Raw genomic sequence first — 23,230 nt, 5'->3', positions numbered from 1 at the left:
TGCAGACGCTTGACAGCGGTCAAATATCCGAATAAAAATGAAGCGCTTCATAAATATCTCTTTCGAGAATAAATACAAAAAGTAGAGTCGTGAATAGATCATGGATTTTGTTGGCTCATGGCCGCAAACTGTGATAATGAAACGATTCATATTTGCCGTTTTTCTAGGCAAGTCTGGAGATCATAATGGTCGCTGCATCATTAGCCTTCGCTCGGTCAACCACGCCGGCAGCCCTTGTCACTCTCTTATCTAAAGTCACCGACCGCTCCGGCACGGGGGCACTGGCTTCGCCACGCAAATCTCCTAACACCATCCGCTTACATGAGCCCGAAATTTTCGGTGAGCCAACGCGGCATCGGACGCGCGTGAGCATCACCGCGTCTTGTTTATGTTTTTTCAGCGCGGGGAATTTGGCATGACGAATCTTCGACATTCAGGACGCACAGTTCTCATTACCGGGGCAGGAGGGGGCATCGGTGCCTCAATTGCCCGGCTGTACTGCGAGGAGGGCGCGCGGGTTGCCTTGGTAGATTTCGACGAACAGTCAGTTTTCGAGCTTTCCCGGCAACTTAGTGCTGCCGGACATTTGGTGGCTTGGGCTAAAGCTGACGTGTCAGATTTCGCTCAATGCAGTCGAGCCTGTCTTGAGCTTAGTGAGCAACTCGGCCCGATCGACACCTTGATTAACAATGCAGGTATTTCACCCAAACATGAGGGCGCACCAGCGCCGATTTGGGAAATGGATCCTCAGGAATGGGATCGCGTCGTTGGCATCAACCTGACAGGCTCATTCAACTTGGTCAGAGCTCTCGCACCAGTGATGGTCGAACGCCGTTTTGGAAGAATAGTGAATATGTCTTCCGTTGCTGGCAGCGCTTACCTCCCTATCGTCGCGGCGCATTACAGCGCCACTAAAGCCGCAGTTATCGGTTTTACCCGTCACCTGGCAGGTGAGCTCGGGCCCTATGGCATTACGGCAAACGCACTGGCTCCGGGACGCATCGAAACGCCGCTTCTAAAAACCGTTTCTGCGCAAGCGAACCAGGCAGTCGTTGATGAGACTCCGTTGGGCCGTCTTGGAACGCCACTTGAGGTAGCTAAAGCAGCATGCTTTTTGACTTCAAACGACAGCGACTTCATCACGGGCCAAGTTGTGGATGTGGCGGGTGGCTGGTTGATGCGCTGATCCATCCGGGCTCGTATTCAACGTAACGATTTATCTCACAGTTTTTCAGCAGCGGGTGGTGGCATGGTTCGAACAATGGGTTTTCCTGGCCGATACGAGCAAGGGCCAGGCGCGCTAAAGCAGCTTGGCAGAATCCTTTCCGATATGGGGCAATCGCGCCCTTTGGTCTTATGCGACGAGTTCGTCTCGAGGCATCTGTGGCCTGAGGTAGGGAATGCATTGTCAGAGCATGGCTTCGAGGCGAACAGTATCGTTTTTCCTGGTGAATGCACTAAAGCTGCAATTGCGTCTCTCTGTGAGCGATCAGCAGATTACAGGCCAGACACCATCATCGCTTTGGGCGGGGGTAAGACAATTGACACGGCTAAAGGGATGGCTGCTCAGCTTAACGTCCCCATTGTCGTATGCCCGACCATTGCTTCCAGCGACGCCCCAACCAGCCGTTTGATTGTGCTTTACGACGAAGCGCACAAGGTCGTTGGTGTCGAGTACCTGAACATGAACCCCTCTGCAGTAGTCGTGGACACCGAAGTGATTGTCCGTGCGCCTGCAAGGTTTTTCGCCGCAGGTATCGGCGACGCCATCAGTAAAAAGTTTGAGGCGCAACAATGTCAGTCTGCCGGAGGCAATAACTCATTTGGTACTCCAGCGTTGAACACTGCATTGCTGCTAACAGAGGCAGTGTTTAAGACGCTTATGACCTACGGGTACAGCGCTTACCAAGCAGTAGGCCGGCACGAGGTTAATGATGATGTCGAGCGGGTTGTTGAAGGAACCGTCCTTATCAGTGGCGTTGGGTTCGAGAGTGGCGGCTTGTCGCTAGCTCATGCGCTTGTGCGAGGTCTTACGGCAATTCCTGCGATTACTTCCATGCTGCATGGTGAGCTTGTCGCATTCGGGACGCTGGTGCAGATGTCCGTCGAAGAGCGCCCAGACTCAGAGATCCTAGAGGTCGCTCAGCTTCTGAATGATGTGAATCTTCCCGTCACCCTCGACGGCCTTGGCCAGACGTCTCCGTTTACCTCTGAGGAATTGGACATTGTCGTCCAGGCAACACTGGGTGCGGTGTACGCAAAAAATATGGCGCCAGCCCTTACGGCTGAACGACTCATCCGAGGACTCGCTCGTGCTGACGAGCTGGGACAACGATTTGAACGTTACAACTAACCGCTAAATGCAGCACAGCTAATCCAAGAATAAAAGAGGCTCAGAAAATGACAGACAAGACCGTTCCGCATATTCATGACTTGCTCAAAGACTCCCCTAAGAACTGGGGTAAGTGGGGCCCGGATGATGAGGTAGGCTCACTCAACTACCTTACAGGTATCGAAGTTCTCCAAGGGGTCAAAGAGGTCAAGCAAGGCAAGACATTTACTTTGCAGGTACGGATGGCAGATCCTGCTGGTGACCCGGTCTGGCCTGGTCGCTCCCAGTCAAAACGCATGAATATCATGGATCGTGGTCACTACAACTGTGGCAAAGGCCCACATTTTCCGGGCTCTTACGAGTTCGCCGACGACGTGATGTTTTTTCATCTTCAAGGGTCAACTCAGTACGACGCCCTTGGGCATGTCTGGTACGACGATCAGATTTGGAATGGCTACAGCGCCGATACCACTATCGGTTCCCTGGCCAAGGCGAGCGTTGCTCCATTGGGTGAAAAAGGCATCGTTGGCCGAGGCATTCTGATCGACATAGCGCGCCACCGTGGTAAAGACGTGCTGGATGCAGGTGAAACGTTCAACCATGAGGATTTAATGGCTGCGGCCCGGGCTCAAGGCGTCTCTATCAACAAGCGCGACATTCTCATCATCCGCACTGGATGGATCGGCTCGTTTTATAAACGCGACCCGGAAGAGTTCTACAAAGACTTTATCGAGCCAGGCCTGACCTACAGCCCTGAGCTGGTGAAGTGGTTTCAGGAGATGGAAATTCCGAACATCGTCACCGACACCATTGCTAACGAAGTCACCGTCGATCCCGTGTCAGGGGTTGCGTTGCCGTTGCACAACGCACTCATGAGGAACTTGGGCATCACTCTCACTGAGATCGCTCAGCTTGATCCTCTCGCTGAGGACTGCGCTGAGGACGGTCAGTGGACGTTTCTCTATACCGCAGCCCCTCTAAAGGTCGTTGGCGGAACCGGAGCTCCTGTGAATCCGATCGTCATTAAATAAGTGTTTTTGCCTGGGGGCAGCAGAAACGCTGTTCTCAGGTTTTTCCCTCCAATTAACGGCTCCCGAACGGCAGGCTGTTGGCTTATCATCCTCTGCGCAAATCGAGGGCGTTCTTCTGATCGTCCTGTCTCCGCACTACGATCGAGGATGCTGAATCTCCAATGAAAAAAATCGAGAAACCGAAGCTCAAGGATGTGGCTGAATTGGCGGGCGTCTCGATGGGGAGTGCTTCAAGAGCATTGGCTGTCCCGCACTTAGTGAAACCTGCCACGCTGGCCAAAGTACAAGCAGCTGTTCAAGAGCTCGGGTACGTGCGAGACGGGGCCGCCCGTGCTTTGGCATCCAGGCGCACGCACAGCATCGGAGCCGTTTTTCCTACTTTTAACAACCCTGCGTTCGCTGAAGCTGTCCAGGCCCTCCAGTTAAGGCTAACGGAGCTTGGGTATCACTTAATCATTTCTTCCCATGAATACGACCAGGCGCAGGAACTGGTAAACGTAAGGAACATGATTGAGCGGGGCGTTGAAGGCCTACTGTTAGTGGGTACTGAACATAGTCCTGAAATTTATGAAGCACTAACTGCCGCCCAATGCCCATTCATTCTCATGTGGTCGCTAGATGGTGCTCACGACCATCACTGCGTGGGATTCAGCAATGAGGAGGGTGGTCGATTGATTGCCAAGCACTTGCTTAGCCTTGGTCATCAAAGTATCGCCATGATCAGTGGAGTTGTTTCTAACAACGAACGGGCAAAATACCGTCTGAAAGGAATCACCGCTCAGCTACTCGAGTCAGGGATAGAGCTTTCAAGTGAACGGATTATTGAGCAGCCATTCACGATTGAGGGAGGGCGCGCCGGGCTGCGGATTGCTATGGAGCTTAACCCCAAGCCTACGGCCATTGTCTGCAGCACTGACCTCACCTGTATCGGAGCGTTGGCGGAAGCGCGCTCCAATGGGATCGACGTCCCCAAAGAACTATCAGTCAGCGGGTTCGATGATATCGAGTTCGCGGCTGCCTACGTGCCAGCCCTGACGACCGTCAGGGTGCCGACTTCGAAAATTGGTATCAGCAGCGCCAACAACATCGTTGCGCTGATCGAGGGGCGCCCACTTGCACGCCGCGAGCGCATACAAATCGAACTCGTCGTCCGAGATAGTACGGCGCCACGGCCCTAGAGCGTTTCCAGGAAGGGACTAAACTCTTGGTGCTTCTTTGGCATTGAACCAGCCTGGGCGGTACTCGCTCCAGGTCAGTTGCCAGAAGCCCTCATGCTTGCGACGAAGCCGCATCCGGTAATGCGCGCCATAGAGAGGCGTGCCATCTTGCGTGTGTGAGTTTCCAGGAATGACTCTGCCGACAATCATTTCCGCTACACCCTTTTCCTCGTCGGACTTGATCTCCAGCACGTCCGCGAAATGCTGCATCCACGGCCAGGGCCTGCGAAACTCTTTGAAGGAGCCGATGATCGCGTGGCGCCCTTCAATAAGGCCCATCGGTTGGAAATCACCAGCGGCGTCGTTGGCAAAGCAATGGGCAAGTAGCTGCATGTCAGCCTGATCCAGCGCCCATGAGTAACGAGCGTAGGTTTCAGCAATACACTCCTCGCTGGGTACCGAAGGCGTTGAGCTTGGGAAAGCAAGCCATGGCGCGTTCAGTTCGCTCACGATGGTCGGAGCGAGATCGCCAATTCTCCATCCGTCGTCACCTGGTGGAAGCTGCCAGTGAGTTGCAAGCGAGTAGTCCCCGGTTACCCAATTCAAGGCAATCAGCACGCTGTCGAGGTGCCAGGTGCCTGCTGTCTTTTTCAGAGAGCCCGTGACAGTCATTCCAAATCCGAGCTTGGCCGACTTTGTGGCTTTGCTGATATGGCCATAGACGTAGAAACTGAAAGTGGCGTCGGTTTCTCCACCTCCCACATAGTGATTGGTTGCCTTCACTGAAAAGCCATCAGCCTTGGCACGGTCTTGCTGGAAAGCTCTGACAATCTTGCGTCCACCCTCATGAGCGGACATGTGGCTTGTCACCAACTGGCAATTGTCAGTGAATATATCCCCAGCAGATTCCCAATTACCGTTCTCCCAGGCTTCCAGAAAGGTGGCTATAACGCCCTTAATGTCGGTGCGATCACTTGAGCCGGTCACTGGGTCACCTGCGAGGCAGGTTGGCCTATGGGAAAGTGTGGCAGGACATACTCAGCCATCTCCTCCAGGACATCAGCGGCTGGTCGCTGCAAAGGTTTGATATTCAGTGCGACGTGTGAAACACCTTCATCCTGTTGCCGTTTCCAGAGCTCCACGAGAGCATTACGCCCGATCCTTATTCCGTTGTAGCCGCGTTCCAGCGGTGTGTTCGGATCCTTCGCCAGATCGAAAAATGTCGCGTAGCCGTATGGTTTTGCATTGCCGGTCTGGCTGGCAGAACGGAACTCGCGGATGAGACCGGGCAAACGATTGAAGTCGCTCAGATGCCAAATCCAGGCATCGGCATTATTGGCTATCCACTCAAGCGTCTGACGGGCCCGGCCCACGACAATCATGGGGAGTCGAGGGCCAACTGGCTTGGGTACCATGTCTAGCAAGCCTTCCAGCTGGCCGAAAAGTTTGGTTGAGACGCTTGGGAAGCTGTTTTCAGTGACTGTCTTAATCAGCTCGAAGCCTTCCCGGTATCGTTCTTCTCTCGCTTCGAAATCAATCCCGAATGCTGGATATTCAATCGGGCGATCTCCGCTGGATAGCCCTAGCAAGAAACGACCGCCGGTTAGCTGGTCGACCGAAACGGACTGCTTAGCGACGATCAGTGGTTCACGTAACGGAAGAACGATGCCCGTTGTGCCCAAGGCAATGTTTTTGGTAACAGCAGCCAGATATCCCAGATATACAAACGGGTCGATCATTTGACCAGTATCACCAAAGCTCGGGTCATAGAAGGGCACATCTCTCATCCACAGACTTGCGAATCCAGCCTCGTCCGCGATGCGAGCAAGGCGTTGATGATCCTGCAGCGTGGGAAACGGCGAATTCGGATAGCCCTCCAAGGGCATGATGTATCCGAAGGTGAGGCCTTCGGGCTGGAACACTCGCGAATAGGCCGGATGAGCTGCAAGCTCGGGACTGAGCTCAAGGGAAGGGCTGAGAGAAGTCATTGCTAAACCTCATTATTTCAAGCCGATTACTACTGTGTAAGCGGCTTTCAGATGAACAGGTCTGCATGGTAGTGAAGGTATTGGGGAAAATGTGTCCCCTCTGATGGGGCGCGATCCACTGGTGGCCGCTATCCGCTCAATGAAAAATCTGCTGGGTCAATCGCTTGAACTCGTCCGCAGTAGGCGTCTTAGATGAGTCGCGGCCTTCAACGGGATGAGTCTACGCGCTGTGACGAGTGGTCACAGATGGTGTGAATTTCTGAGTATTCTCCTGTGCGAGAGCATCACCTACTCTCACTCAGCGATTGAAATCCTGGCTCGCTCGCCAGTCACACGTTGAGAGAAATTATAATGAATACGCCCGTTAAACCTGATGAACTTGCCATTCCTTATGCTTTGCCGCAGGTGCCTTTCATGTCTCCAGACATGGTGCATCCAGGCGTTATGACCACTTGGCTCGAAGACGATAATCTCTGGGTGCCTGTCACCAAGTCAGTATCTTTCAAACCACTGCTGCTGAGCGTTAGCGGTGGGTACTACATCAACTTGCTCCGAGTGCGGCAGAGCGGGGTTTTGTCACGTCACCGCCACTCAGGTGCAGTGCATGCGATCGTGTTGAAGGGGCGTTGGTACTACCTCGAACACGATTGGGTTGCTGATGAAGGCTCCTTTGCATTCGAGCCGCCAGGGGAGACTCACACTCTGTTCGTCCCTGAAGATGTCGAAGAAATGATTACTTGGTTCCACGTTCAGGGTGGCTACACTTACGTCGACCCACAGGGTGTCGCGGTTGGCTATGAAGACGTTTTCACCAAGCTGGAAGCTGCCCGCAGCCATTACAAAAATTTGGGCTTGCCGGACGATTATATCGAGCAGTTCATTCGCTGATTTTGGTTCAAAAAAGAACGCGCTACGGCGCGTTTTTTTGTGTAGATAAACAGGTAGATTCAGTCGCGTAAGGAGCGTACCGAAATGGATCAATACTCCCAAATGCTAGCCTTCATCTGGTCAACAGAGTGCGGAAGTTTTTCTGCTGCCGCCAGGGCGCATGAGATGACTCCGTCGGCCATCAGTAAATTGATAGCGCGGCTAGAGGATCGGCTTCGGGTTCGACTGTTCCAGAGGGGTTCCCGAGTCCTCACTCTGACGGAGGAGGGAGCTGCTTATTTGCGCAGTGCGAAAGCTGTGGTTGAGGCGATGAGTGAAGCTGACTCTCTGGCAGAAGGGCTTCCTTCAAGGGTCAGTGGCACGCTTCGCATCCACACGATGACCTCTTTTGCGAAGCAGCAGATCGTGCCTTGGTTGCCGGAATTCCTCGACACTTATCCCGGTCTTGATGTCGAGATTCAGTTAGGCGCTCAGTTCGTTGACCAGTTCGAGCAGGGATTGGACATAGCCATCCACAGCGGGATTCTTCCGAGCTCTTCCAGAATCGCAAAGAAGATAGGCGAATGTGAATGGTTGCTGTGTGCTTCACCTGACTACTTGGAAAAGTATGGAACACCGCAGCAGCCACAAGACCTGATGAATCATCGATGCTTTAACTTCAGTTTTGCCAGCCCTTGGAACAAATGGGCCTTTATCCAGGATGGTCTGGGTGTGACGACCCCTGTGAAGCCCCGAGGATCGTTTACCCAAGGCGAACTGCTGAGGGACATGGCCAAATCAGGCGCGGGTATAGTCCGCCTTGCAGATTTCCACATTGGAAAAGACATTCAAGATGGTTCGCTGGTGCTTCTGCTTGACGAGTATAAAGCAGAGATCTTGGAGCCTATTTACCTCCTTTATTCAGACCGTAAGCATCTGAGTCCTCGCATCCGAGTGTTCATCGAGTTTTTTCAGGAAAAATGGATTAAGCATCCATGGAAGGTAGTAAGGCCTTGAGCCTTTAAGCTTTTACAGTCAGTTCGGCACCGACGCTGCATTGTGCTGGTAGCTGGCAATCTCAGCGTGCCATGACGACATTGGAAATCTGTGTAAAGAAAGGCTCCAGCCTTTCTCGTGGAGCATCATGTTCAACCACTAGGGCTGCGACCTCACCACACTCCGCCACTTGATAATGCGCGACGCTAGAAAGCTTCTCATTGGTCGCAGCGACAACCAGCTGGCCGCTCGAAGCGATGACCGCGCGTTTGAAGTCGGCGTCCTCCAATTCGAATGCCGTCACGCCATTGTCAGGGTCGATAGCGCAGGCTCCGATAAAGCAACAGTCAAAGTTAAAATGCTGTAATTGCTGGACTGATCTTAACCCCGTCACACCTCCCGTCATCGGATTCAGACGGCCCCCCAACAGAATGACCTCGGCGCATGGCAGTCTCATCAATTGCACTGCAATTAATGGCGAGTTGGTGGTAACGGTCAGTTGCAACTGTGGATCAATCGCACTGGCGATCGCCATATTTGTTGAGCCCGCATCAATGAACACATGTTGCCCTGAGGTCAAAAATGAGGCAGCAGTCTTACCAAGTCTATCCTTGCGCGACGAGTCCTGAAGTACCCGGATGTTCATAGGATCCTCCGATTCACGCATCAGGATTGCCCCGCCGTAGACGCGCTTACAAAGCCCAGCAGCCGCTAAGGCACTTAGATCGCGTCGTATAGAGTGTTCGGATACACCGAACTCACTCGCCAGATCAGTTGCAATCACACGTCCATACCTTCCCAGGCGGTCTTGAATAAGTTGCTGGCGTTCTCCAGGAAACGTTTCAAGTGTCGAGGTCATGCTTAAAATCCTGCTTAAACGATCATAATCGAGCTAAACCGAGCATTAATATGGTGGTTTTTGGTTGTGCCGTCAAACGAAGCTATGTCGGCGTAGGTGTCTTTTCCCTAATGCATTGACGTCGTCGCCTGCATGCTCAAGGGCGATGGTGCTGCAACTGGTAATCCCTTGGTTCTATGCCACTGACCTGTTCCTGGCGGTCACAGCAGGTGTGCTTTGCCAGCTATATTCAGCCCTGAATTTGAGCCATAACCTCTGTCCATGGTGAGCAGTACGACAAGTGCTGAATCATCTCGGATGTTGAGGCGTATGTGTGCAAAACACCGATCCTCAGCCGGAGAATAAAAATAAACACCCGGAGATATCCCCATGGGATTTGCTCAAGACAAAATCGAAGCATTACCTGCGGTCAATCGTGTGCCGAGAGGAGCAGGTGCAGCCTCGTGGGGCGCGATGGCTCTTTTGTGGCTCGTATATGCCATGGATGCCAACTCCCGCCAGATGTTCTTTATGGTATTGCCCTCCATCACCAGCGAGTTCAAGACAAGCGCTGAGCTGACTGGACTGCTTGCCGCTTTCATCACGATCGCTACATCTTTGATAGCCGTGCCTTGCATGATTTGGGCTGATAAAGGCGGTCAGGGATGGATGCGAAAATACCGCCACCTGCCAATCGTGATTGCTTACACGCTATTCACCTTTCTGACCGGCCTCAATTTCTTGACTGGCTCGCTTGGAGTGCTTGTCGCGCTGCAAGTGATGTCTCACGCATTTGGCGGTGCTGGCGAAGCCATCGAAGTCACCTCCTTGTCTGAGTGGTGGTCGAAGGAACGCCGTGGTTTCGCCCTAGGACTTCATCACACCGGATACCCTTGGGGCACATTGATCGGCGGCTTAGCGATCAGTGCTCTACTCCACGCTTACGGTCCGGAAAATTGGCGCTTGGCATTCCTGCTGTTCCCTGTACCGATGATCATCATCTTTTCGGTCTACTGGTGGTTCAGTACGAAGAAGCGTTACGAGTCCTTTGTTGAACACGCTCAAGCCGTCGGTGAGACCCCTCCATCAATGGAAGCGGTACAGGGTGTGGTGGAAGTGCCCAAAGGCGCGTTCAAGTCGGCAATGAAAAATCCGAACATCTCCGCTATCGCTCTAATCTCGATGTTTGCAATCGTTGGCTACTTCGGCATCAGCTTCTGGCTACCTCAGTACCTGGCCTTTGTTGCCCATTACAACTTCGCAGAGGCAGCTGCTTACTCGGTGCTCTTCACGATCACCGGTGGTATCGGCCAGATCGTTTGGGGATGGATTTCAGACCGTGCAGGCCGAAAACTTTGCCTAGTGCTTGTTTTCGCGTGGCTTGCGGTGGGCATGTACCTCTTCAAATACTCATCCGTCAGCCTGACTTGGCTTATCGCGATTCAGTTGTTTGCTGGGTTCGCGATGAACGCGCCCTACACGTTGCTGTATGCCATTGCGTTTGACTCTGCGAAGCAAGGCACGACTGGCCTGGCGGGCTCAATCGTCAACGTCGGTATTTACGCCGGTGGTTTTGGGCCATTCGTGATCGGGATGTTCATCGGCGCAGGTGGTGGCTTTGAGCAGGCTGCGGGCTACAACTACGCGCTCTACTTTATCTCCGGTCTCATGGTACTGGCGGCCATCATCACCATTTTCTTCACCCGAGAAACTACCGGCTGGTTCCTTAAGTACGACAAGGCGCTGGTATCGAAGTCCTCTTGCAACATGGGTTTGTAACGAACCGATCGTATCTGCACTTACAAGAAAATCCCCTTGGGGATAGCTAAAGCTAGGAGAAAGTCATGACCCTTATTAATGATGTCAAATGGTTGAGCCAATTCGCCGACGAGTTAAACGGTGATGCTGATTGGACTGCCGCTGCTCGCTATTTTGATGGGCGCATTCAATTCAAGCACAGCACAGGTTTCTCAACGCTTGCGGTTCTCGCCGGTAAAGTCGTTGCGGTTTACCCGGAAGGAAGCCCGTTGGGCGCTGATATCATAGTGTCTGGTGCTGATGATGAGTGGCAGCGCGTTCTTGACGGAAAGATCGACTGGTTTGAAGCGTTGTCCCCTGGATTGGGAAAACTTGAGATTGAGGGCAACGTGGTCGCTGCATGGCAGTACGTAGATGTGATGGCCCGCGCGTTCGACGCAATGAAGCGTGTAGGGAAAGCCAATAATAACCCACCAGTCTCGTACTCTCCCGGGCCTAAGCCGTCGGGGAAAGAGACGGTAGGACGGTACATTACTGTTGATGGAATTCGCGTTTACTACGAAGAATCAGGGGAGGGGCGTCCACTCGTTTGCTTCCACGCAGCATCACAAGATTCTCTGATGTACAGGCACGTACTGGACGGTCTCTCAGATGAGTTCCGCGTCATCGCAATTGACGCCCCCGGGCACAGCAAATCAGAGCTACCCGAATCAGGCCCATTCCACAGCCTCACTCGCCATGCGGAGTTCAATGAGCACCTTATGGAGGCCTTGGGACTTGAGAAACCCGCCATCATGGGATGCTCGATGGGTGGCAATCTGGTGCTGGAATTGGGGGCGCGTCGGCCCGATGCGTACAGCGCGATCATTTCAGCTGAAGGGGCAGATTTTACCCCGACGGTTTCCGAGTTCTTCCTCGATATGTTGCTCATGAATGGGCCAGAGATCATCGGTGCCTGGTCTCGTTCGATGACGGGCAATCGCACTCCACCAGATCGTGCGAGGGAGGTGGTGTGGCAGATCTCGCGAACCACGCCGCAGGTGATGAAAGGTGACCTCACAGGCTATGCGAACTTTGATCAGCGGCAACAAGTTGGAAAGATCAAAGCGCCTGTTTTACTTCTGCGCGGTGACGCGGATTGGTTGGTGTACCAAGAGAAGGTTGAGGAGACAGCATCACGCATTCCCGGCAGTAAGATCGCCGTGCTCGCAGGTACTGGCCACTATCCAATGACTGAGAACCCATTGGAGTTCTGTGACACGGTACGCGCTTTCCTTCGTGAAGCGGGTCACGGCCACGCAGGCTGAAAGATCTGATTGAGGAGCCCGCTCGTCAGGCGGGCTTTTCTGCGTTTATTTAACGCGAAGGTTCAATCCCGAAAAAAACCTTTTCTATTCCCGCACAAAAACCTAAAGCGCGCCGAGCCGCCGAGCCGCCGAGCCGCCGAGCCGCCGAGCCGCCGAGCCGCCGAGCCGCCGAGCCACCGAGCCACCGAGCCACCGAGCAACCGAGGCTCAGGCCGTTGCGGGAGCTATCTCGACCCTCGAATCCCTTCCATAGCCGATCGTCAGACAATCAGAATTATTTTCTTGTGATCTGTGATCACAGTGGATAGCATCTGTCTCAGAGCGAACATCTGAGCGTCAGCATTGTTCACCAACCGCTCAAACGATTACTCCTAAACATAAATACAAAATTTGGAGAACATCATGCGAAGTACAACTCCATCTGCGACCGAGCGTGGCCCCATTGCAATCGTTGGCGCAGGCCTGATTGGGAGAGCTTGGGCGATTGTTTTTGCTCGGGCGGGACATCCGGTGCGTTTACACGACATGGATCTGCAGACAATGCAGAACAGCCATGCCTACATCGAAGCGAGACTTAATGAGCTCGCAGAATTCGATCTTCTTAATGACGCCCCCCTCACCGTGCTGGCACGCATTACTTGCGTTCCCGACTTGGCTGATGCGCTACGTGACGTGGTGCTCGTACAGGAAAACGTTCGGGAAACGGTGGAGGCGAAAATCGATATCTTCAGTCGAATGGATGCGTTGGCGCCCAAGGCCGCGATTCTTGCCAGTTCAACTTCATGGTTACCGGCCTCCGAGTTCACTAAAGATCTACCAGGTCGGGGGCGCTGCGTAGTTGCACACCCTACCAACCCACCTTACTTAGTTCCTCTTGTGGAGCTTTGCCCTGCGCCGTGGACAGAATCTGAAGTGATGATTCGAGCGCATGAGATCTACACCGCAGCAGGGCAGAGCTCTGTCGTTCTATCTCGAGAGATCCACGGCTTCTTGTTGAACCGAGTCCAAGCAGCAGTCCTCAACGAATGCTTCAAATTGCATGAGGAAGGCTTTGCTAGCTCTGAGGATATTGATCGGGTGCTCAAAGATGGACTCGCCCTCCGCTGGTCATTTATGGGCCCCTTCGAAACCATCGATCTCAACGCCCCTGCCGGCGTATCTGACTATGCCAAACGCTACGGTCAGCAAAATCGCGAAACGATCAATTCCGAAAATGCTTTTGATTGGTCGGAATCAGCAGTCGCCCGAGTACATGACGAGCGCCGCCAAAAACTTGAACTCGAAGGAATTGCGTTGCGATCCGCCTGGCGTGACCGCCGCCTTATGGCTCTCGCTGCGCACAAGCGTCAAGCACCAAATTCCTGACGGCATCACTTCATCCTGAACACCAAAATAAAAGTAACCAGGAGGTCACCATGGCTCGTAAAGTCATCATCACTTGCGCGGTCACCGGCGCAATTCATACACCTTCCATGTCCCGTTACCTGCCGGTAACACCAGGTCAAATTGCCGAAGCGGCGATTGGTGCCGCTGAGGCTGGCGCCTCAATTGTTCACCTACATGCTCGTAATCCAATTGATGGCAGCCCCTCTCAGGATCCGGAACTGTTTAAGCAGTTTCTGCCGGCTATTAAAGAGGCTAGCGATGTGGTGATAAACCTGACTACAGGTGGCGCACCGACAATGTCGCTTGAAGATCGACTTCGTCCAGCACATCAGTTCAAACCGGAAGTGGCCTCACTGAACATGGGCACGATGAACATGGGTCTTTACCCAATGCTCAATCGGTTTAAGGAGTTCAAACACGCTTGGGAGGAACCATACCTCGCTGGCAGCCATGACCGCATTTTCAAAAACACATTTACCGATATAGCCCACATCCTCGAGTCATGTAGTGAGAACGGTACCCGTTTCGAAATCGAATGCTATGACATTGGGCATCTCTATACCGCTGCACATTTCATTGATCGCGGCCTCATCAAACCCCCATTTTTGATCCAATCGGTTTTCGGCATTTTGGGCGGTATCGGCGGTCACCCTGAGGACGTACTTCATATGCGGCGCACAGCTGATCGTCTCTTTGGAGATGACTATCAGTGGTCGGTTCTTCCAGCAGGAAAGCAGCAGATGAGCATTGGTGCTCAATCAGCCACGCTTGGAGGACACGTGCGTGTAGGTCTTGAAGACTCGCTTTGGGACGGGCCGGGCCAATTGGCAAAAAGCAACGCCGATCAAGTCTCGCGCATGCGCAAAATTCTCGAAGGGCTTTCACTTGAAGTGGCGACACCTGCTGACGCCAGGGAAATCCTGAAGCTCAAAGGTGGCGATAACGTCAATTTCTAAGCGCGGGTTTCATTCCCGTAAAGCCTATATAGAGGATATTTTGATAACTAAAGATCGCGGCACAACACCCGCGTCTCAGCAACTTATCCTCATGAGGAGAAAATGAACCATGTTAGCTACGACCCATACAAAAACACAAAAGGGACAGTCGCTGAACGCTTTAATGTTTCGCAAACTAATGCCGATGTTGATCTTTGCTTACGTTATAAGCTTTCTAGACAGAACTAACATTTCACTTGCCAAAACACACATGGCAGTAGACCTGGGTATTTCCGCTGCCGCCTACGGTTTTGGTGCAGGGCTCTTCTTCCTTACCTATGCACTCATGGAGGTACCCAGTAACCTGATCATGCACCGGGTAGGTGCCCGACTCTGGATCACCAGGATCATGATCACCTGGGGGTTGTTGTCTGCCGGTATGGCCTTCATCACCGATGAGACTACGTTTTACATTGCCCGCGCGCTACTGGGCGCAGCTGAAGCCGGATTGTTCCCAGGTGTAATGCTCTATTTAACCTATTGGTTTGGTCGTGAGCAAAGGGCACGAGCCAGTGGCTATTTTCTAATCGGGGTCTGTCTCGCGAATATCATCAGCGGGCCGGTTGGCGGGCTGCTGTTAGAGATGGATGGAATCTGGGGTTGGCACGGCTGGCAGTGGCTGTTCTTCTTGGAGGGAATTCCAGCTGTTCTATTCTCCGTCGTGATTTGGCGAAAGCTTCCGGACGGCCCATCTACGGCAAGTTGGCTATCAAAGGAACAAGTCACTGAAGTAGAGCAAGTTCTGAAGAAAGAACATGATGAAGAAATCGCCTCCGGCAATGTAGGTCATTCTTTTAAGGGCGTTCTTAAAATCCCTCAGATTTGGCTTGCGATCGCGGTGTACTTCCTCCACCAAGTTAGTGTGTATTCGGTAATTTTCTTCTTGCCGGGCATCATTGGCACGTATGGAGGCTTGTCATCGTTACAAATAGGATTGTTAAACTCAATCCCATGGATCGCAGCAGCACTCGGGGCAGCGTTTCTTCCAAAGTATGCAACTACTCCGAAAATTTCACGCAAAATAATGTTCGGTGGGCTGCTCCTGATGTCGGCTGGATTGACCATCGCGGCCTTTACCACTCCACTGATAGCTCTAATAGGATTCACTCTTACGGCATCGATGTTTTTCGTTGTTCAGCCTGTGATATTCCTCTTTGCCAGTTCAAGACTGGCGGGAGCAGGTATGGCGGCGGGTCTGGCGTTAGTGAATACCTTTGGTATTACTGGTGGTTTCTTCGGCCCTTCACTTCTGGGATTCGTTGAACAAACTACTGGGAGTACGAAGAATGGACTCATTATTGTAGCGGCTCTTTTAACGCTCGCGGCATTCCTGAGTTTGAAACTACGTCAGGCACAAGAAACGATTACTAAAAAAACGCGGGACAACATTGTATTGCCCCAGGCTGCGCCGTGTATTACTGATAATGCGAGGACAAAATGAAGAGTACATCCCTGGCACTTAAACTACATCCCGACGATAATGTTGCAATTGCACGCGCTTCGATACCTCAAGGAACCGTGGTTGCGGAGTTCGGTAATATCGTGGTGCTCGCCGATGTGCCCGCAGCGCACAAAATTGCCCTTGCACACGTAAACCCAGGTGAACCTGTTCTGCGTTATGGCCAGATCATTGGCTTTGCTACTAAACCCATTGAGCCAGGCGATTACGTGCATACGCACAATCTGGAGATGGCGACGTTCGAGCGAGACTACGCGTTCGGCGAGGATGCCAAAGTCGCGTCGCCTGCAGCCTCTCCTGTGACATTCCAAGGTTTCGTCCGCGCTGACGGGCGAGTAGCAACTCGAAACTACATTGGTGTAGTGAGCACTGTGAACTGCTCCTCCACTGTTACCAAAATGGTGGTTGAACACTTCTCGCGAAACGGTGTGCTGGATGCTTACCCAAACGTGGACGGTGTGGTGCCGATCACCCACAGCTTCGGTTGCTGCATAGAGCACAATGGCGAGGGGGTGAACCAACTGCGGCGCACGCTAGGCGGTTTCATCAAGCACGCCAACTTCGCTGGCGTGGTCGTCATCGGCCTTGGCTGTGAAGCCAATCAAATGGGTGCGCTGTTCATGGCCCAGGGCATCGAGACCGGCAAGCTTATCGCTCCCGTGGTCATCCAAGACGTTGGCGGAACCCGCAACGCAGCGGATGCCGCCATTGCCGCCGTGGAATCGATGCTGCCGGTTGCCAACGAGTGCCGACGCGAGCCGGTCTCGGCGCGGCACCTGACCGTGGCGCTCCAGTGCGGCGGTTCAGACGGATACTCGGGCATCACGGCCAACCCCGCCCTCGGTGTGGCTGTCGATATGCTCGTAGCGCAAGGTGGAACTGCCATCCTTAGCGAAACGCCGGAGATCTACGGCGCTGAACACCTGCTGACTCGTCGCGCTGCAACCCGTGAGGTCGGCCAGGGTATCGTCGACCTTATCAAATGGTGGGAAAGCTACGCAGACCGCGAAAAAGGCAGTATTGATAACAACCCCACGCCTGGTAACAAGGCCGGCGGCCTGACGACCATTCTCGAAAAGTCTCTAGGTGCAGTTGCCAAAAGTGGCTCCTCAGCACTCATGGGCGTTTATCGTTACGCCGAGCCCATTACAGTCCGAGGCTTGGTGTTCATGGATGCGCCTGGCTATGACCCGATGGGAGCCACTGGCCAAATCGCCAGCGGCGCAAATCTCGTTGCGTTCACCACCGGACGCGGCTCGTGCTTTGGCGCCAAACCTGCTCCTTCGATCAAGCTTGCGACGAATACCAAAATGTACACTCGCATGAAGGATGATATGGACATCAACTGCGGGGATGTCATGGATGGCGACGCCACCCTTGAATCGAAGGGTAAAGAGATTTTCGACATGCTCATACGAGTGGCTTCTGGAGAAAAATCTAAAAGCGAGGCGTTGGGCGTCGGCAATGAAGAAACAGTGCCTTGGATGATCGGCGCTCAAATGTAATAAGCGAGTGAAAAAAAGAGGCGCCCTGATACCAGGCGCCTCTTTTTAAAACATGTTGGTGGAATTAATCAGCTTCGACAGGCTTGTGCGCATCGGCAACGATCAGCGCCCCTGTATTCAGGATAAACTCGGCAGCACTTTTGATGTCATCTTGCAGTGATTCACAGGCGGCAACGGAGTCACCCTTCTTTAAAGCATCAACCATCGCTGCGTGATGACTGGCTTGCACTCGCTGAACCACACGCTCAGTGCCAGATCGTAGGTCATAGTTGATGATAGGCCCTATTCTCAGCCACAGGGACTCAACTATCTGGAGCAGGATGGGCATGTCCGCCTGATTATAAATTGCGAAATGCAATTCTTTGTTCAGCGTAATCAGCCGTGACTCATCGGGAGCGCCTTTTGCAAACTCTGCGCAAAATGCCTCGTGTATCTTTTCAATCTCAGCCAGCGCCTGCGAATCAACAAGCTCCGCAGCACGAGCTGCAGCTTGCCCCTCCAGATTCAACCGGATACTGGTGATTTCCCGGAATTGGCTGACCGTCAGTACAGGAACGCGAATATATCGATTAGCCGCCATTTCAAGCGCTTGCTCAGCGACCAACCTGTGAACCGCTTCTCGCACTGGCATGACGCTAACACCAAGAGCGTCCGCTATAGATCTGAGCGAGAGCTTTTCCCCAGGCATAACGCGTCCGCTTATCAGCAGATCACGCAGCTGGGCATAAACGTCCGCACTGAGAGTCTGGCGGATCATGGGGGTTACGAGTGTGGATAGGTTCATGGCGAGAATTATAGGCAGGTTCGATCAGCCGGCATAGGAAATTGAGACAACTGTGATCACGGATGTGCCGGTATAGAAAGTGACGGGATTCGGGAGAAACGAGTTCTCTAGCACACGCCCAATAAGCGTCTCGCTACCAAGGTCGGTGGCGAGACGTGTGGGTCTGACTAATCAAAGATACTCGACATTGCCGTCGATGCTGATCGCTTGTCCTGTCACATTGTTAGCAGCAGGAGAGCATAGAAATAAGGCCATTGCTGCCACGTCTTCGGGTGGAGTCATCCGGCGCAATGAGATTTTCTTCAATGTTTGTTGGCGCATCTCCGGCTCTGAAATGCCTAACTGTTTGGCGCGATCACTGATGACGCGATCCTGGCGCGGGCCCTCGACGATGCCAGGCAGCAGTGCGTTGACTCGAATGTCTTTTTCGCCCAACTCGGCTGCCAATGACTTCATAAGACCAACGATGGCCCACTTGGTCGCGGCGTATGGAGTCCGCCAGGCATAGCCTAAGCGCCCCGCGACCGATGAAATATGAATGATGTGTGCGTGTTCTGACTTCGTTAGGAGGGGGACAGCATGATGAGCGAAGCGATACTGCGCATTGAGATTGATGTCTATTGTCTGTTCCCATTCGGCATCGGTAATCTTGTCGATTCCGCCCGTTGGCCCTGCGATGCCTGCATTGTTGATCAGTACATCGAGCCCATCCACCCACTCCTGTTGTATCTCGAAGACTCGCTTAATTTGAGCAGAGTCGGAGACGTCAGCCAATGTGGCCAAAGCCTCTGGATAGCGATCACGAAATTGTGCGATCGCCTGCTCACTTACATCACATACATGGACTCTTGCCCCAATTTCGAGATATGCAGCCGCGATCGATTCGCCGATGCCTGCTGCCCCACCGGAAATCAAAACTCTCAATCCGGTATAGGGTGTCAGCCGCTTCATCACGTTCATAGCTAATGCGTCCTGTCTTATTTTTGTTCATGAGTTCTTTCGTGGCTACGGCGTGCGTAGACAAGAAAACCTCATTAAGTGATATGTGATCACAGTTTGTTTGTCAAGACAGGTTTGCCGCAGATTTGCAGGTGATTACCGGAGAGGGTGCAGACTCCTACTCCGGCTCAGCATTGCTACCTACGGCCCGATTAATCTGCGAGTGGCAGCCGGCGGCGACTGCGCTTACCTCAGCACTACATCGTTATCGGATCTGGGCCATGGTCGGGTAATCCGTGTAACCGCGCTCCTCACCCTGGTAGAAGGTAGTGGGGTCTGCGTCATTCAATGCGACACCCTGTTCGAATCGCTCTACCAGATCCGGGTTGCCAGGAACGCAGTGCCAAAGGACACCAGATCAGCATTTCCTTCTCTGAGGGACGTTTCTGCGCGTCCCGCGTCATAGCCTGTTGGCGCCGAGGCCAAATTGAACCAGTGGCGAGATATCACTGATCCAACCTGATTCTTTCGCGAACCATTGCCTGTGCTGGTTTTGTGCCGACTGGTGGTGGGGCAGTCTTTTGTCAGTACGTGGGTCAATTCGACATCGGCGCCTACAGTCGGGCAAATGTAATCGTTTTTTGCCGCATCATAGATGAGGCATGGTTATTGAAAGCCCCCTCAGCCTTGGCTTCAGAGGTCATCGGCTTGGGGACACATCGTGACAAGTCTGGATTTGTTCGTTTTTGAAGGCGACTCGTTTAGCTACCACCGACAACGTATCTGACGCTATCGCCTCGCGGGCCAGCTAGGTTATTGAGCTGAGTTGAGCGCCCGGAACCCACATTGGTCACCCTCCTGCGCAATGATCAAATAGTGCTGAGTATCGACCGCTGTCTGCTTCATAGCCAATGATTCCCGTGCCACGCGTCATCATGAAGTTGGTGTCTGGGTCGGTCAGTGAGACCTGTTTACCCGGCGGTTCGTCGACTTGGATTTCAATCGCTTAAAGCTGCTTTATTTGAATTTTCTTTGGCGATTTTCTCTTCCAGCAACACGGCGCTGGACAGGGAAGCTATTGGGTTCTTGCCGATCAGCAGCATCGAGTGCCGTCAGGTAACGGTTGATGCTCAATTTCTTCCATTCGCCGCTTCATTTTTGGCACCGACCCCGCACACCAGTACCTTCTTCCTCACTCCCAATCTCTGAGAATTCTAAAATCGATCTATTGAGTGAGATATTATATTGACATGAATCAATAACTGTATGAATATTTCATTTAAGTGATATTTGTAAATCGCACAGCGATACGGAGATTAAATTGTACGATCCTCTGGTCAATCCTCATCCAGGCGTCGGAACGCCACATACCGCTTCCTATTGGGTGGATACCGCAGGTATCGCGCCTCAGGATGACGGTCCGGTCAGCAGGGACATGGATGTCGAGGTGGCGATCATTGGTGCCGGCTATACGGGACTGAGCTGTGCCTTGCACCTGGCCCGTGAGCACGGCGTTCGCGCAGTGGTTCTGGAAGCGAACCAGGTCGCCTGGGGTTGCAGTGGTCGCAACGGCAGCTTTGCCCGTATCTCCGGTGGTCGCGTTCCGCTGGCGGAGCTGATCCAGCGCTATGGCGCCACAGAGGCAAAAGCCTATTTCGATGAAATGTCGGCGGGGCTGAACACCGTGCGCGGGTTGATTCGCGAAGGCCAGATCGATTGCGACGTGCAGCCCGATGGTGTTTACAAGGTCGCCAGCCACGCCAGTCATGTCGACGGGCTCAAGCGTGAGGTGGGCCTCTATAACGATGTATTGAACTACGGCGCGAAGTTCGTCAGTGACGCGCAAGCCCATGCCGTGCATGGCGGTGCGGAGTCATTCGGTGCGCTGTACATGCCCGACGGTTTTTCGATGCATCCACTGAAGCTGGCCTGGGGGATCCACCGCATGGTCCGGGCAGCCGGGGTCAAGGTGCATGTGGGTTCGCCCGTGACCGACTGGCACAGCGACAAGGGCCGTCATCGCCTGGTCACCCCGGGCGGGGTGGTGACGGCTCGCCGGGTGGTGGTCGCCACCAATGGCTATACCTCCGGGGCGCTGAACAAGGCCACAGCCGGACGGGTGCTCCCGGTCCACTCGCAAATCATCGTGACGCGGCCTTTGAGTGCCGAAGAGAAACGACAGAGCCTGGTCGGCAGCGAATGCATGTTCGATACCCGCAACCTGCTCTCGTATTACCGCCGCTTGCCCGACGACCGCATTCTGTTTGGCGGGCGCAGCGCCATCACCGGTCGCGACGCGGAAAACCCCCAGCACCGACAAAACCTGCACGACGCACTGTGTCGCAAGTTTCCAGCCTTGCAGGGCATTGCGGTGGATTACAACTGGGGCGGCTGGGTCGCGGTGAGTGAAAATTCCTTGCCGTTCATTTGCAAGGTCCCGGGCCTGGACAATGTGTTTTCCGGCGGCGGTTATGCCGGTAGCGGCGTGTCGTTTTCCGTGCAGGCTGGCAAGCGCCTGGCGCAAATGGTGGCCGGTGATTCACAGCCCACTTCTATCGGTTTTCTGCACCAGTGTCCCAAGCGTTTTCCGTTTCAACCGTTCCTGCGCGTGGGGCAGCGGATGGCCTACGCCTGGTATCGCTTCAAGGATGCGCAGTAACCCGATGCACGAGGGATGGCAAGCGGTAGAGCGGTCGAGCACCCGCGTGGGGGCAAGGACCGGGTGGTAAAAAGCGGCAAGAGAGGATGACGAACAACGTCTCCCGATATAACAACAACCCAGTGGGCAGCAACGCCCGGCGTTCGATTCAACTGTCTAATTACAATAAGCTCAGGAGTTGAAAATGCGATCAATCAATAAACGAATAGCGGGCCTGGTGTTTGCCATGTCCTTGTGTTCCGTTGCCCAGGTGCAGGCGGCGGGTACGGTGACCTTTGCCGGCTGGGGAGGGGCATTGCAGGATGCTGAACGCAAGGCCTATCTCAAGCCTGCGGAAGCTGCGTTGGGGATCAAGATTCAGGAAGACAACATGGATGGCCTGGCGGCGGTGCGCGCCCAAGTGATGTCGGGCAAGCCGAAGTGGGACGTGGTCGAACTGGCCTCCAACGATTGCGTGATGGCGCAGGAGCAGGGGCTGACCGAGCCGCTGGATTACTCGGTGATCAGTACCGAGGGCGTGGCGGCGAATTTCTACGGCAAGAACTGGATTGCCAGCAATGCCTATTCCACCGTGCTGGCCTGGGCGAAGGATGCCGGCGAGACCACGCCGAAAACCTGGAAAGCCTTCTTTGATCCCGAAGTGAAAGCCTCGCGCTCCATGTACCGGCAGCCCTACACCACGCTCGAACTGGCATTGATTGCCGATGGCGTATCGCCCAAGGCGCTGTACCCGCTGGACGTCGATCGTGCCTTCAAGGTGTTGGAGCGCATCAAGCCGCAAGTGGTCAACTGGTGGCGCAGCGGCACCGACTCGGCACAGTTGCTGCGCAGCCGTGAAGTGGACGCGCTGGCGATCTGGGCGTCCCGGGTTGATGAGCTGAAGCAGTCCGGTGATGCCGTCGACTACACCTACGACCATGCCCTGGTCGACTACGACTGTGTGGTCGTGCCAAAAGGTGCACCGAACAAGGAGTTGGCGATGAAACTGGTGGCTGAAATCATGAAGCCTCACAGCCAGGCGACCCTGGTGACCCTGATCCCGAATCCGCCCATCAACGTCAAGGCCTACGATACCGGTATCATTCCCGCCGCGATGGCTGCCACGTTGCCGACGGCGCCGGCGAACATCGACAAGGTTGTATTCTTCGACCCGGTCTGGTGGCAGGCGCACCAGGCTGAAGTCCAGCGTCGATTCGACCTGTTCATCCAGAATTGATAAGGACGTCCCT

The 23,230-nt window shown here is 53.8% G+C and carries 19 protein-coding genes and 1 pseudogene; 14 read left to right on the top strand and 6 right to left on the bottom strand.

Translation table 11 applies throughout. From position 1 onward, the window contains the following. Nucleotides 1-415: 415 nt before the first annotated feature. The 4 genes from ASE98_RS03280 (at nt 416) to ASE98_RS03265 (ending at nt 4,541) form a co-directional block, all read left to right on the top strand. On the top strand, nt 416-1,186 hold the full coding sequence (locus ASE98_RS03280) for an SDR family oxidoreductase (RefSeq protein ID WP_060540165.1): 771 nt from the start codon (nt 416-418) through the stop codon (nt 1,184-1,186). A gap of 63 nt (nt 1,187-1,249) precedes the next feature. Beyond that, the gene (locus tag ASE98_RS03275) at nt 1,250-2,353 is read left to right on the top strand and encodes a glycerol dehydrogenase (protein WP_060539958.1); all 1,104 of its coding nucleotides are present in this window, start codon (nt 1,250-1,252) and stop codon (nt 2,351-2,353) included. Nucleotides 2,354-2,400: 47 nt separating this feature from the next. Next, on the top strand, nt 2,401-3,363 hold the full coding sequence (locus ASE98_RS03270) for a cyclase family protein (protein ID WP_027620510.1): 963 nt from the start codon (nt 2,401-2,403) through the stop codon (nt 3,361-3,363). 161 nt (nt 3,364-3,524) lie between these two features. Continuing rightward, complete coding sequence (locus tag ASE98_RS03265) at nt 3,525-4,541, top strand: LacI family DNA-binding transcriptional regulator (RefSeq protein WP_007913182.1); 1,017 nt, start codon at nt 3,525-3,527, stop codon at nt 4,539-4,541. A gap of 18 nt (nt 4,542-4,559) precedes the next feature. On the opposite strand, the gene ASE98_RS03260 is transcribed toward ASE98_RS03265, so the two are convergent. Beyond that, nucleotides 4,560-5,507 (bottom strand): nuclear transport factor 2 family protein, encoded by a 948-nt coding sequence (locus ASE98_RS03260; RefSeq protein WP_027620509.1) that lies wholly within the window; start codon nt 5,505-5,507, stop codon nt 4,560-4,562. Continuing rightward, on the bottom strand, nt 5,504-6,508 hold the full coding sequence (locus ASE98_RS03255) for an LLM class oxidoreductase (RefSeq protein WP_027620508.1): 1,005 nt from the start codon (nt 6,506-6,508) through the stop codon (nt 5,504-5,506). The genes ASE98_RS03260 and ASE98_RS03255 overlap by 4 nt, the downstream gene beginning before the upstream one ends. Before the next feature lie 351 nt (nt 6,509-6,859). On the opposite strand from ASE98_RS03255, the gene ASE98_RS03250 reads away from it, so the two are divergent. Together ASE98_RS03250 and ASE98_RS03245 are read left to right on the top strand one after the other, a co-directional pair. Next, entirely contained in the window at nt 6,860-7,396 is a 537-nt protein-coding gene (locus ASE98_RS03250) for a 2,4'-dihydroxyacetophenone dioxygenase family protein (protein ID WP_007913179.1), read from the top strand. 84 nt (nt 7,397-7,480) lie between these two features. Beyond that, a complete protein-coding gene (locus ASE98_RS03245; protein ID WP_027620507.1) occupies nt 7,481-8,392 on the top strand; it encodes a LysR family transcriptional regulator in 912 nt (303 codons plus the stop codon). 61 nt (nt 8,393-8,453) lie between these two features. Here the strand turns inward: ASE98_RS03245 and ASE98_RS03240 are convergent, their stop codons facing one another. Continuing rightward, nucleotides 8,454-9,230 (bottom strand): DeoR/GlpR family DNA-binding transcription regulator, encoded by a 777-nt coding sequence (locus tag ASE98_RS03240; protein ID WP_027620506.1) that lies wholly within the window; start codon nt 9,228-9,230, stop codon nt 8,454-8,456. A 369-nt stretch (nt 9,231-9,599) separates the two neighbouring features. Here ASE98_RS03240 and ASE98_RS03235 point away from each other — a divergent pair, with 369 nt between their 5' ends. The 6 genes from ASE98_RS03235 to ASE98_RS03210 all read left to right on the top strand — a co-directional run bounded on the left by ASE98_RS03235 (nt 9,600) and on the right by ASE98_RS03210 (nt 17,619). Continuing rightward, nucleotides 9,600-10,988 carry an MFS transporter gene (locus ASE98_RS03235; protein ID WP_027620505.1) on the top strand — a complete coding sequence of 463 codons (1,389 nt, stop codon included), beginning with the start codon at nt 9,600-9,602 and terminating at the stop codon, nt 10,986-10,988. Between the two features lie 65 nt (nt 10,989-11,053). Next, nucleotides 11,054-12,274, top strand: a complete 1,221-nt coding sequence (locus tag ASE98_RS03230; protein ID WP_027620504.1) for an alpha/beta fold hydrolase — start codon at nt 11,054-11,056, stop codon at nt 12,272-12,274. A 402-nt stretch (nt 12,275-12,676) separates the two neighbouring features. Continuing rightward, nucleotides 12,677-13,639, top strand: a complete 963-nt coding sequence (locus ASE98_RS03225; protein WP_027620503.1) for a 3-hydroxyacyl-CoA dehydrogenase — start codon at nt 12,677-12,679, stop codon at nt 13,637-13,639. A 50-nt stretch (nt 13,640-13,689) separates the two neighbouring features. Further along, nucleotides 13,690-14,616 carry a 3-keto-5-aminohexanoate cleavage protein gene (locus ASE98_RS03220; protein WP_007913166.1) on the top strand — a complete coding sequence of 309 codons (927 nt, stop codon included), beginning with the start codon at nt 13,690-13,692 and terminating at the stop codon, nt 14,614-14,616. Between the two features lie 109 nt (nt 14,617-14,725). Then, complete coding sequence (locus ASE98_RS03215) at nt 14,726-16,096, top strand: MFS transporter (protein WP_027620502.1); 1,371 nt, start codon at nt 14,726-14,728, stop codon at nt 16,094-16,096. Then, nucleotides 16,093-17,619 (top strand): UxaA family hydrolase, encoded by a 1,527-nt coding sequence (locus ASE98_RS03210; protein ID WP_060539957.1) that lies wholly within the window; start codon nt 16,093-16,095, stop codon nt 17,617-17,619. Before ASE98_RS03215 ends, ASE98_RS03210 begins: the two co-directional genes overlap by 4 nt. A 64-nt stretch (nt 17,620-17,683) precedes the next feature. Here the strand turns inward: ASE98_RS03210 and ASE98_RS03205 are convergent, their stop codons facing one another. From ASE98_RS03205 to ASE98_RS25500, 3 genes and pseudogenes are all read right to left on the bottom strand, one after another. Further along, entirely contained in the window at nt 17,684-18,376 is a 693-nt protein-coding gene (locus ASE98_RS03205; protein WP_224789372.1) for a GntR family transcriptional regulator, read from the bottom strand. A gap of 198 nt (nt 18,377-18,574) precedes the next feature. Further along, entirely contained in the window at nt 18,575-19,363 is a 789-nt protein-coding gene (locus tag ASE98_RS03200; protein WP_027620499.1) for an SDR family oxidoreductase, read from the bottom strand. A 600-nt stretch (nt 19,364-19,963) separates the two neighbouring features. Continuing rightward, nucleotides 19,964-20,501 (bottom strand): annotated as a pseudogene (locus ASE98_RS25500) (IS5/IS1182 family transposase); the annotation flags it as partial. A gap of 162 nt (nt 20,502-20,663) precedes the next feature. On the opposite strand from ASE98_RS25500, the gene ASE98_RS03195 reads away from it, so the two are divergent. Both ASE98_RS03195 and ASE98_RS03190 read left to right on the top strand, forming a co-directional pair. Further along, nucleotides 20,664-22,001, top strand: a complete 1,338-nt coding sequence (locus ASE98_RS03195; RefSeq protein ID WP_033866399.1) for an NAD(P)/FAD-dependent oxidoreductase — start codon at nt 20,664-20,666, stop codon at nt 21,999-22,001. 184 nt (nt 22,002-22,185) lie between these two features. Continuing rightward, nucleotides 22,186-23,217, top strand: coding sequence for an ABC transporter substrate-binding protein (locus ASE98_RS03190; protein ID WP_060539956.1), 1,032 nt, complete (start codon nt 22,186-22,188; stop codon nt 23,215-23,217). Nucleotides 23,218-23,230 lie beyond the last annotated feature (13 nt).

The organism is Pseudomonas sp. Leaf48, assembly GCF_001421885.1.
GTDB lineage: Bacteria > Pseudomonadota > Gammaproteobacteria > Pseudomonadales > Pseudomonadaceae > Aquipseudomonas.
Note: the sequence above shows the minus strand (reverse complement) of the source record. Positions and strands in the feature narration are given on the sequence as shown.

Excerpts from the sequence above, each read along its gene's own strand:
- ASE98_RS03205 (WP_224789372.1), bottom strand. The coding sequence starts at position 18,376 with ATGATCCGCCAGACTCTCAGTGCGGACGTTTATGCCCAGCTGCGTGAT.
- ASE98_RS03245 (WP_027620507.1), top strand. The coding sequence starts at position 7,481 with ATGGATCAATACTCCCAAATGCTAGCCTTCATCTGGTCAACAGAGTGC.
- ASE98_RS03210 (WP_060539957.1), top strand. The coding sequence starts at position 16,093 with ATGAAGAGTACATCCCTGGCACTTAAACTACATCCCGACGATAATGTT.
- ASE98_RS03265 (WP_007913182.1), top strand. The coding sequence starts at position 3,525 with ATGAAAAAAATCGAGAAACCGAAGCTCAAGGATGTGGCTGAATTGGCG.
- ASE98_RS03275 (WP_060539958.1), top strand. The coding sequence starts at position 1,250 with ATGGTTCGAACAATGGGTTTTCCTGGCCGATACGAGCAAGGGCCAGGC.
- ASE98_RS03235 (WP_027620505.1), top strand. The coding sequence starts at position 9,600 with ATGGGATTTGCTCAAGACAAAATCGAAGCATTACCTGCGGTCAATCGT.
- ASE98_RS03200 (WP_027620499.1), bottom strand. The coding sequence starts at position 19,363 with ATGAACGTGATGAAGCGGCTGACACCCTATACCGGATTGAGAGTTTTG.
- ASE98_RS03270 (WP_027620510.1), top strand. The coding sequence starts at position 2,401 with ATGACAGACAAGACCGTTCCGCATATTCATGACTTGCTCAAAGACTCC.
- ASE98_RS03255 (WP_027620508.1), bottom strand. The coding sequence starts at position 6,508 with ATGACTTCTCTCAGCCCTTCCCTTGAGCTCAGTCCCGAGCTTGCAGCT.
- ASE98_RS03280 (WP_060540165.1), top strand. The coding sequence starts at position 416 with ATGACGAATCTTCGACATTCAGGACGCACAGTTCTCATTACCGGGGCA.
- ASE98_RS03190 (WP_060539956.1), top strand. The coding sequence starts at position 22,186 with ATGCGATCAATCAATAAACGAATAGCGGGCCTGGTGTTTGCCATGTCC.
- ASE98_RS03240 (WP_027620506.1), bottom strand. The coding sequence starts at position 9,230 with ATGACCTCGACACTTGAAACGTTTCCTGGAGAACGCCAGCAACTTATT.
- ASE98_RS03225 (WP_027620503.1), top strand. The coding sequence starts at position 12,677 with ATGCGAAGTACAACTCCATCTGCGACCGAGCGTGGCCCCATTGCAATC.
- ASE98_RS03230 (WP_027620504.1), top strand. The coding sequence starts at position 11,054 with ATGACCCTTATTAATGATGTCAAATGGTTGAGCCAATTCGCCGACGAG.
- ASE98_RS03220 (WP_007913166.1), top strand. The coding sequence starts at position 13,690 with ATGGCTCGTAAAGTCATCATCACTTGCGCGGTCACCGGCGCAATTCAT.
- ASE98_RS03250 (WP_007913179.1), top strand. The coding sequence starts at position 6,860 with ATGAATACGCCCGTTAAACCTGATGAACTTGCCATTCCTTATGCTTTG.
- ASE98_RS03215 (WP_027620502.1), top strand. The coding sequence starts at position 14,726 with ATGTTAGCTACGACCCATACAAAAACACAAAAGGGACAGTCGCTGAAC.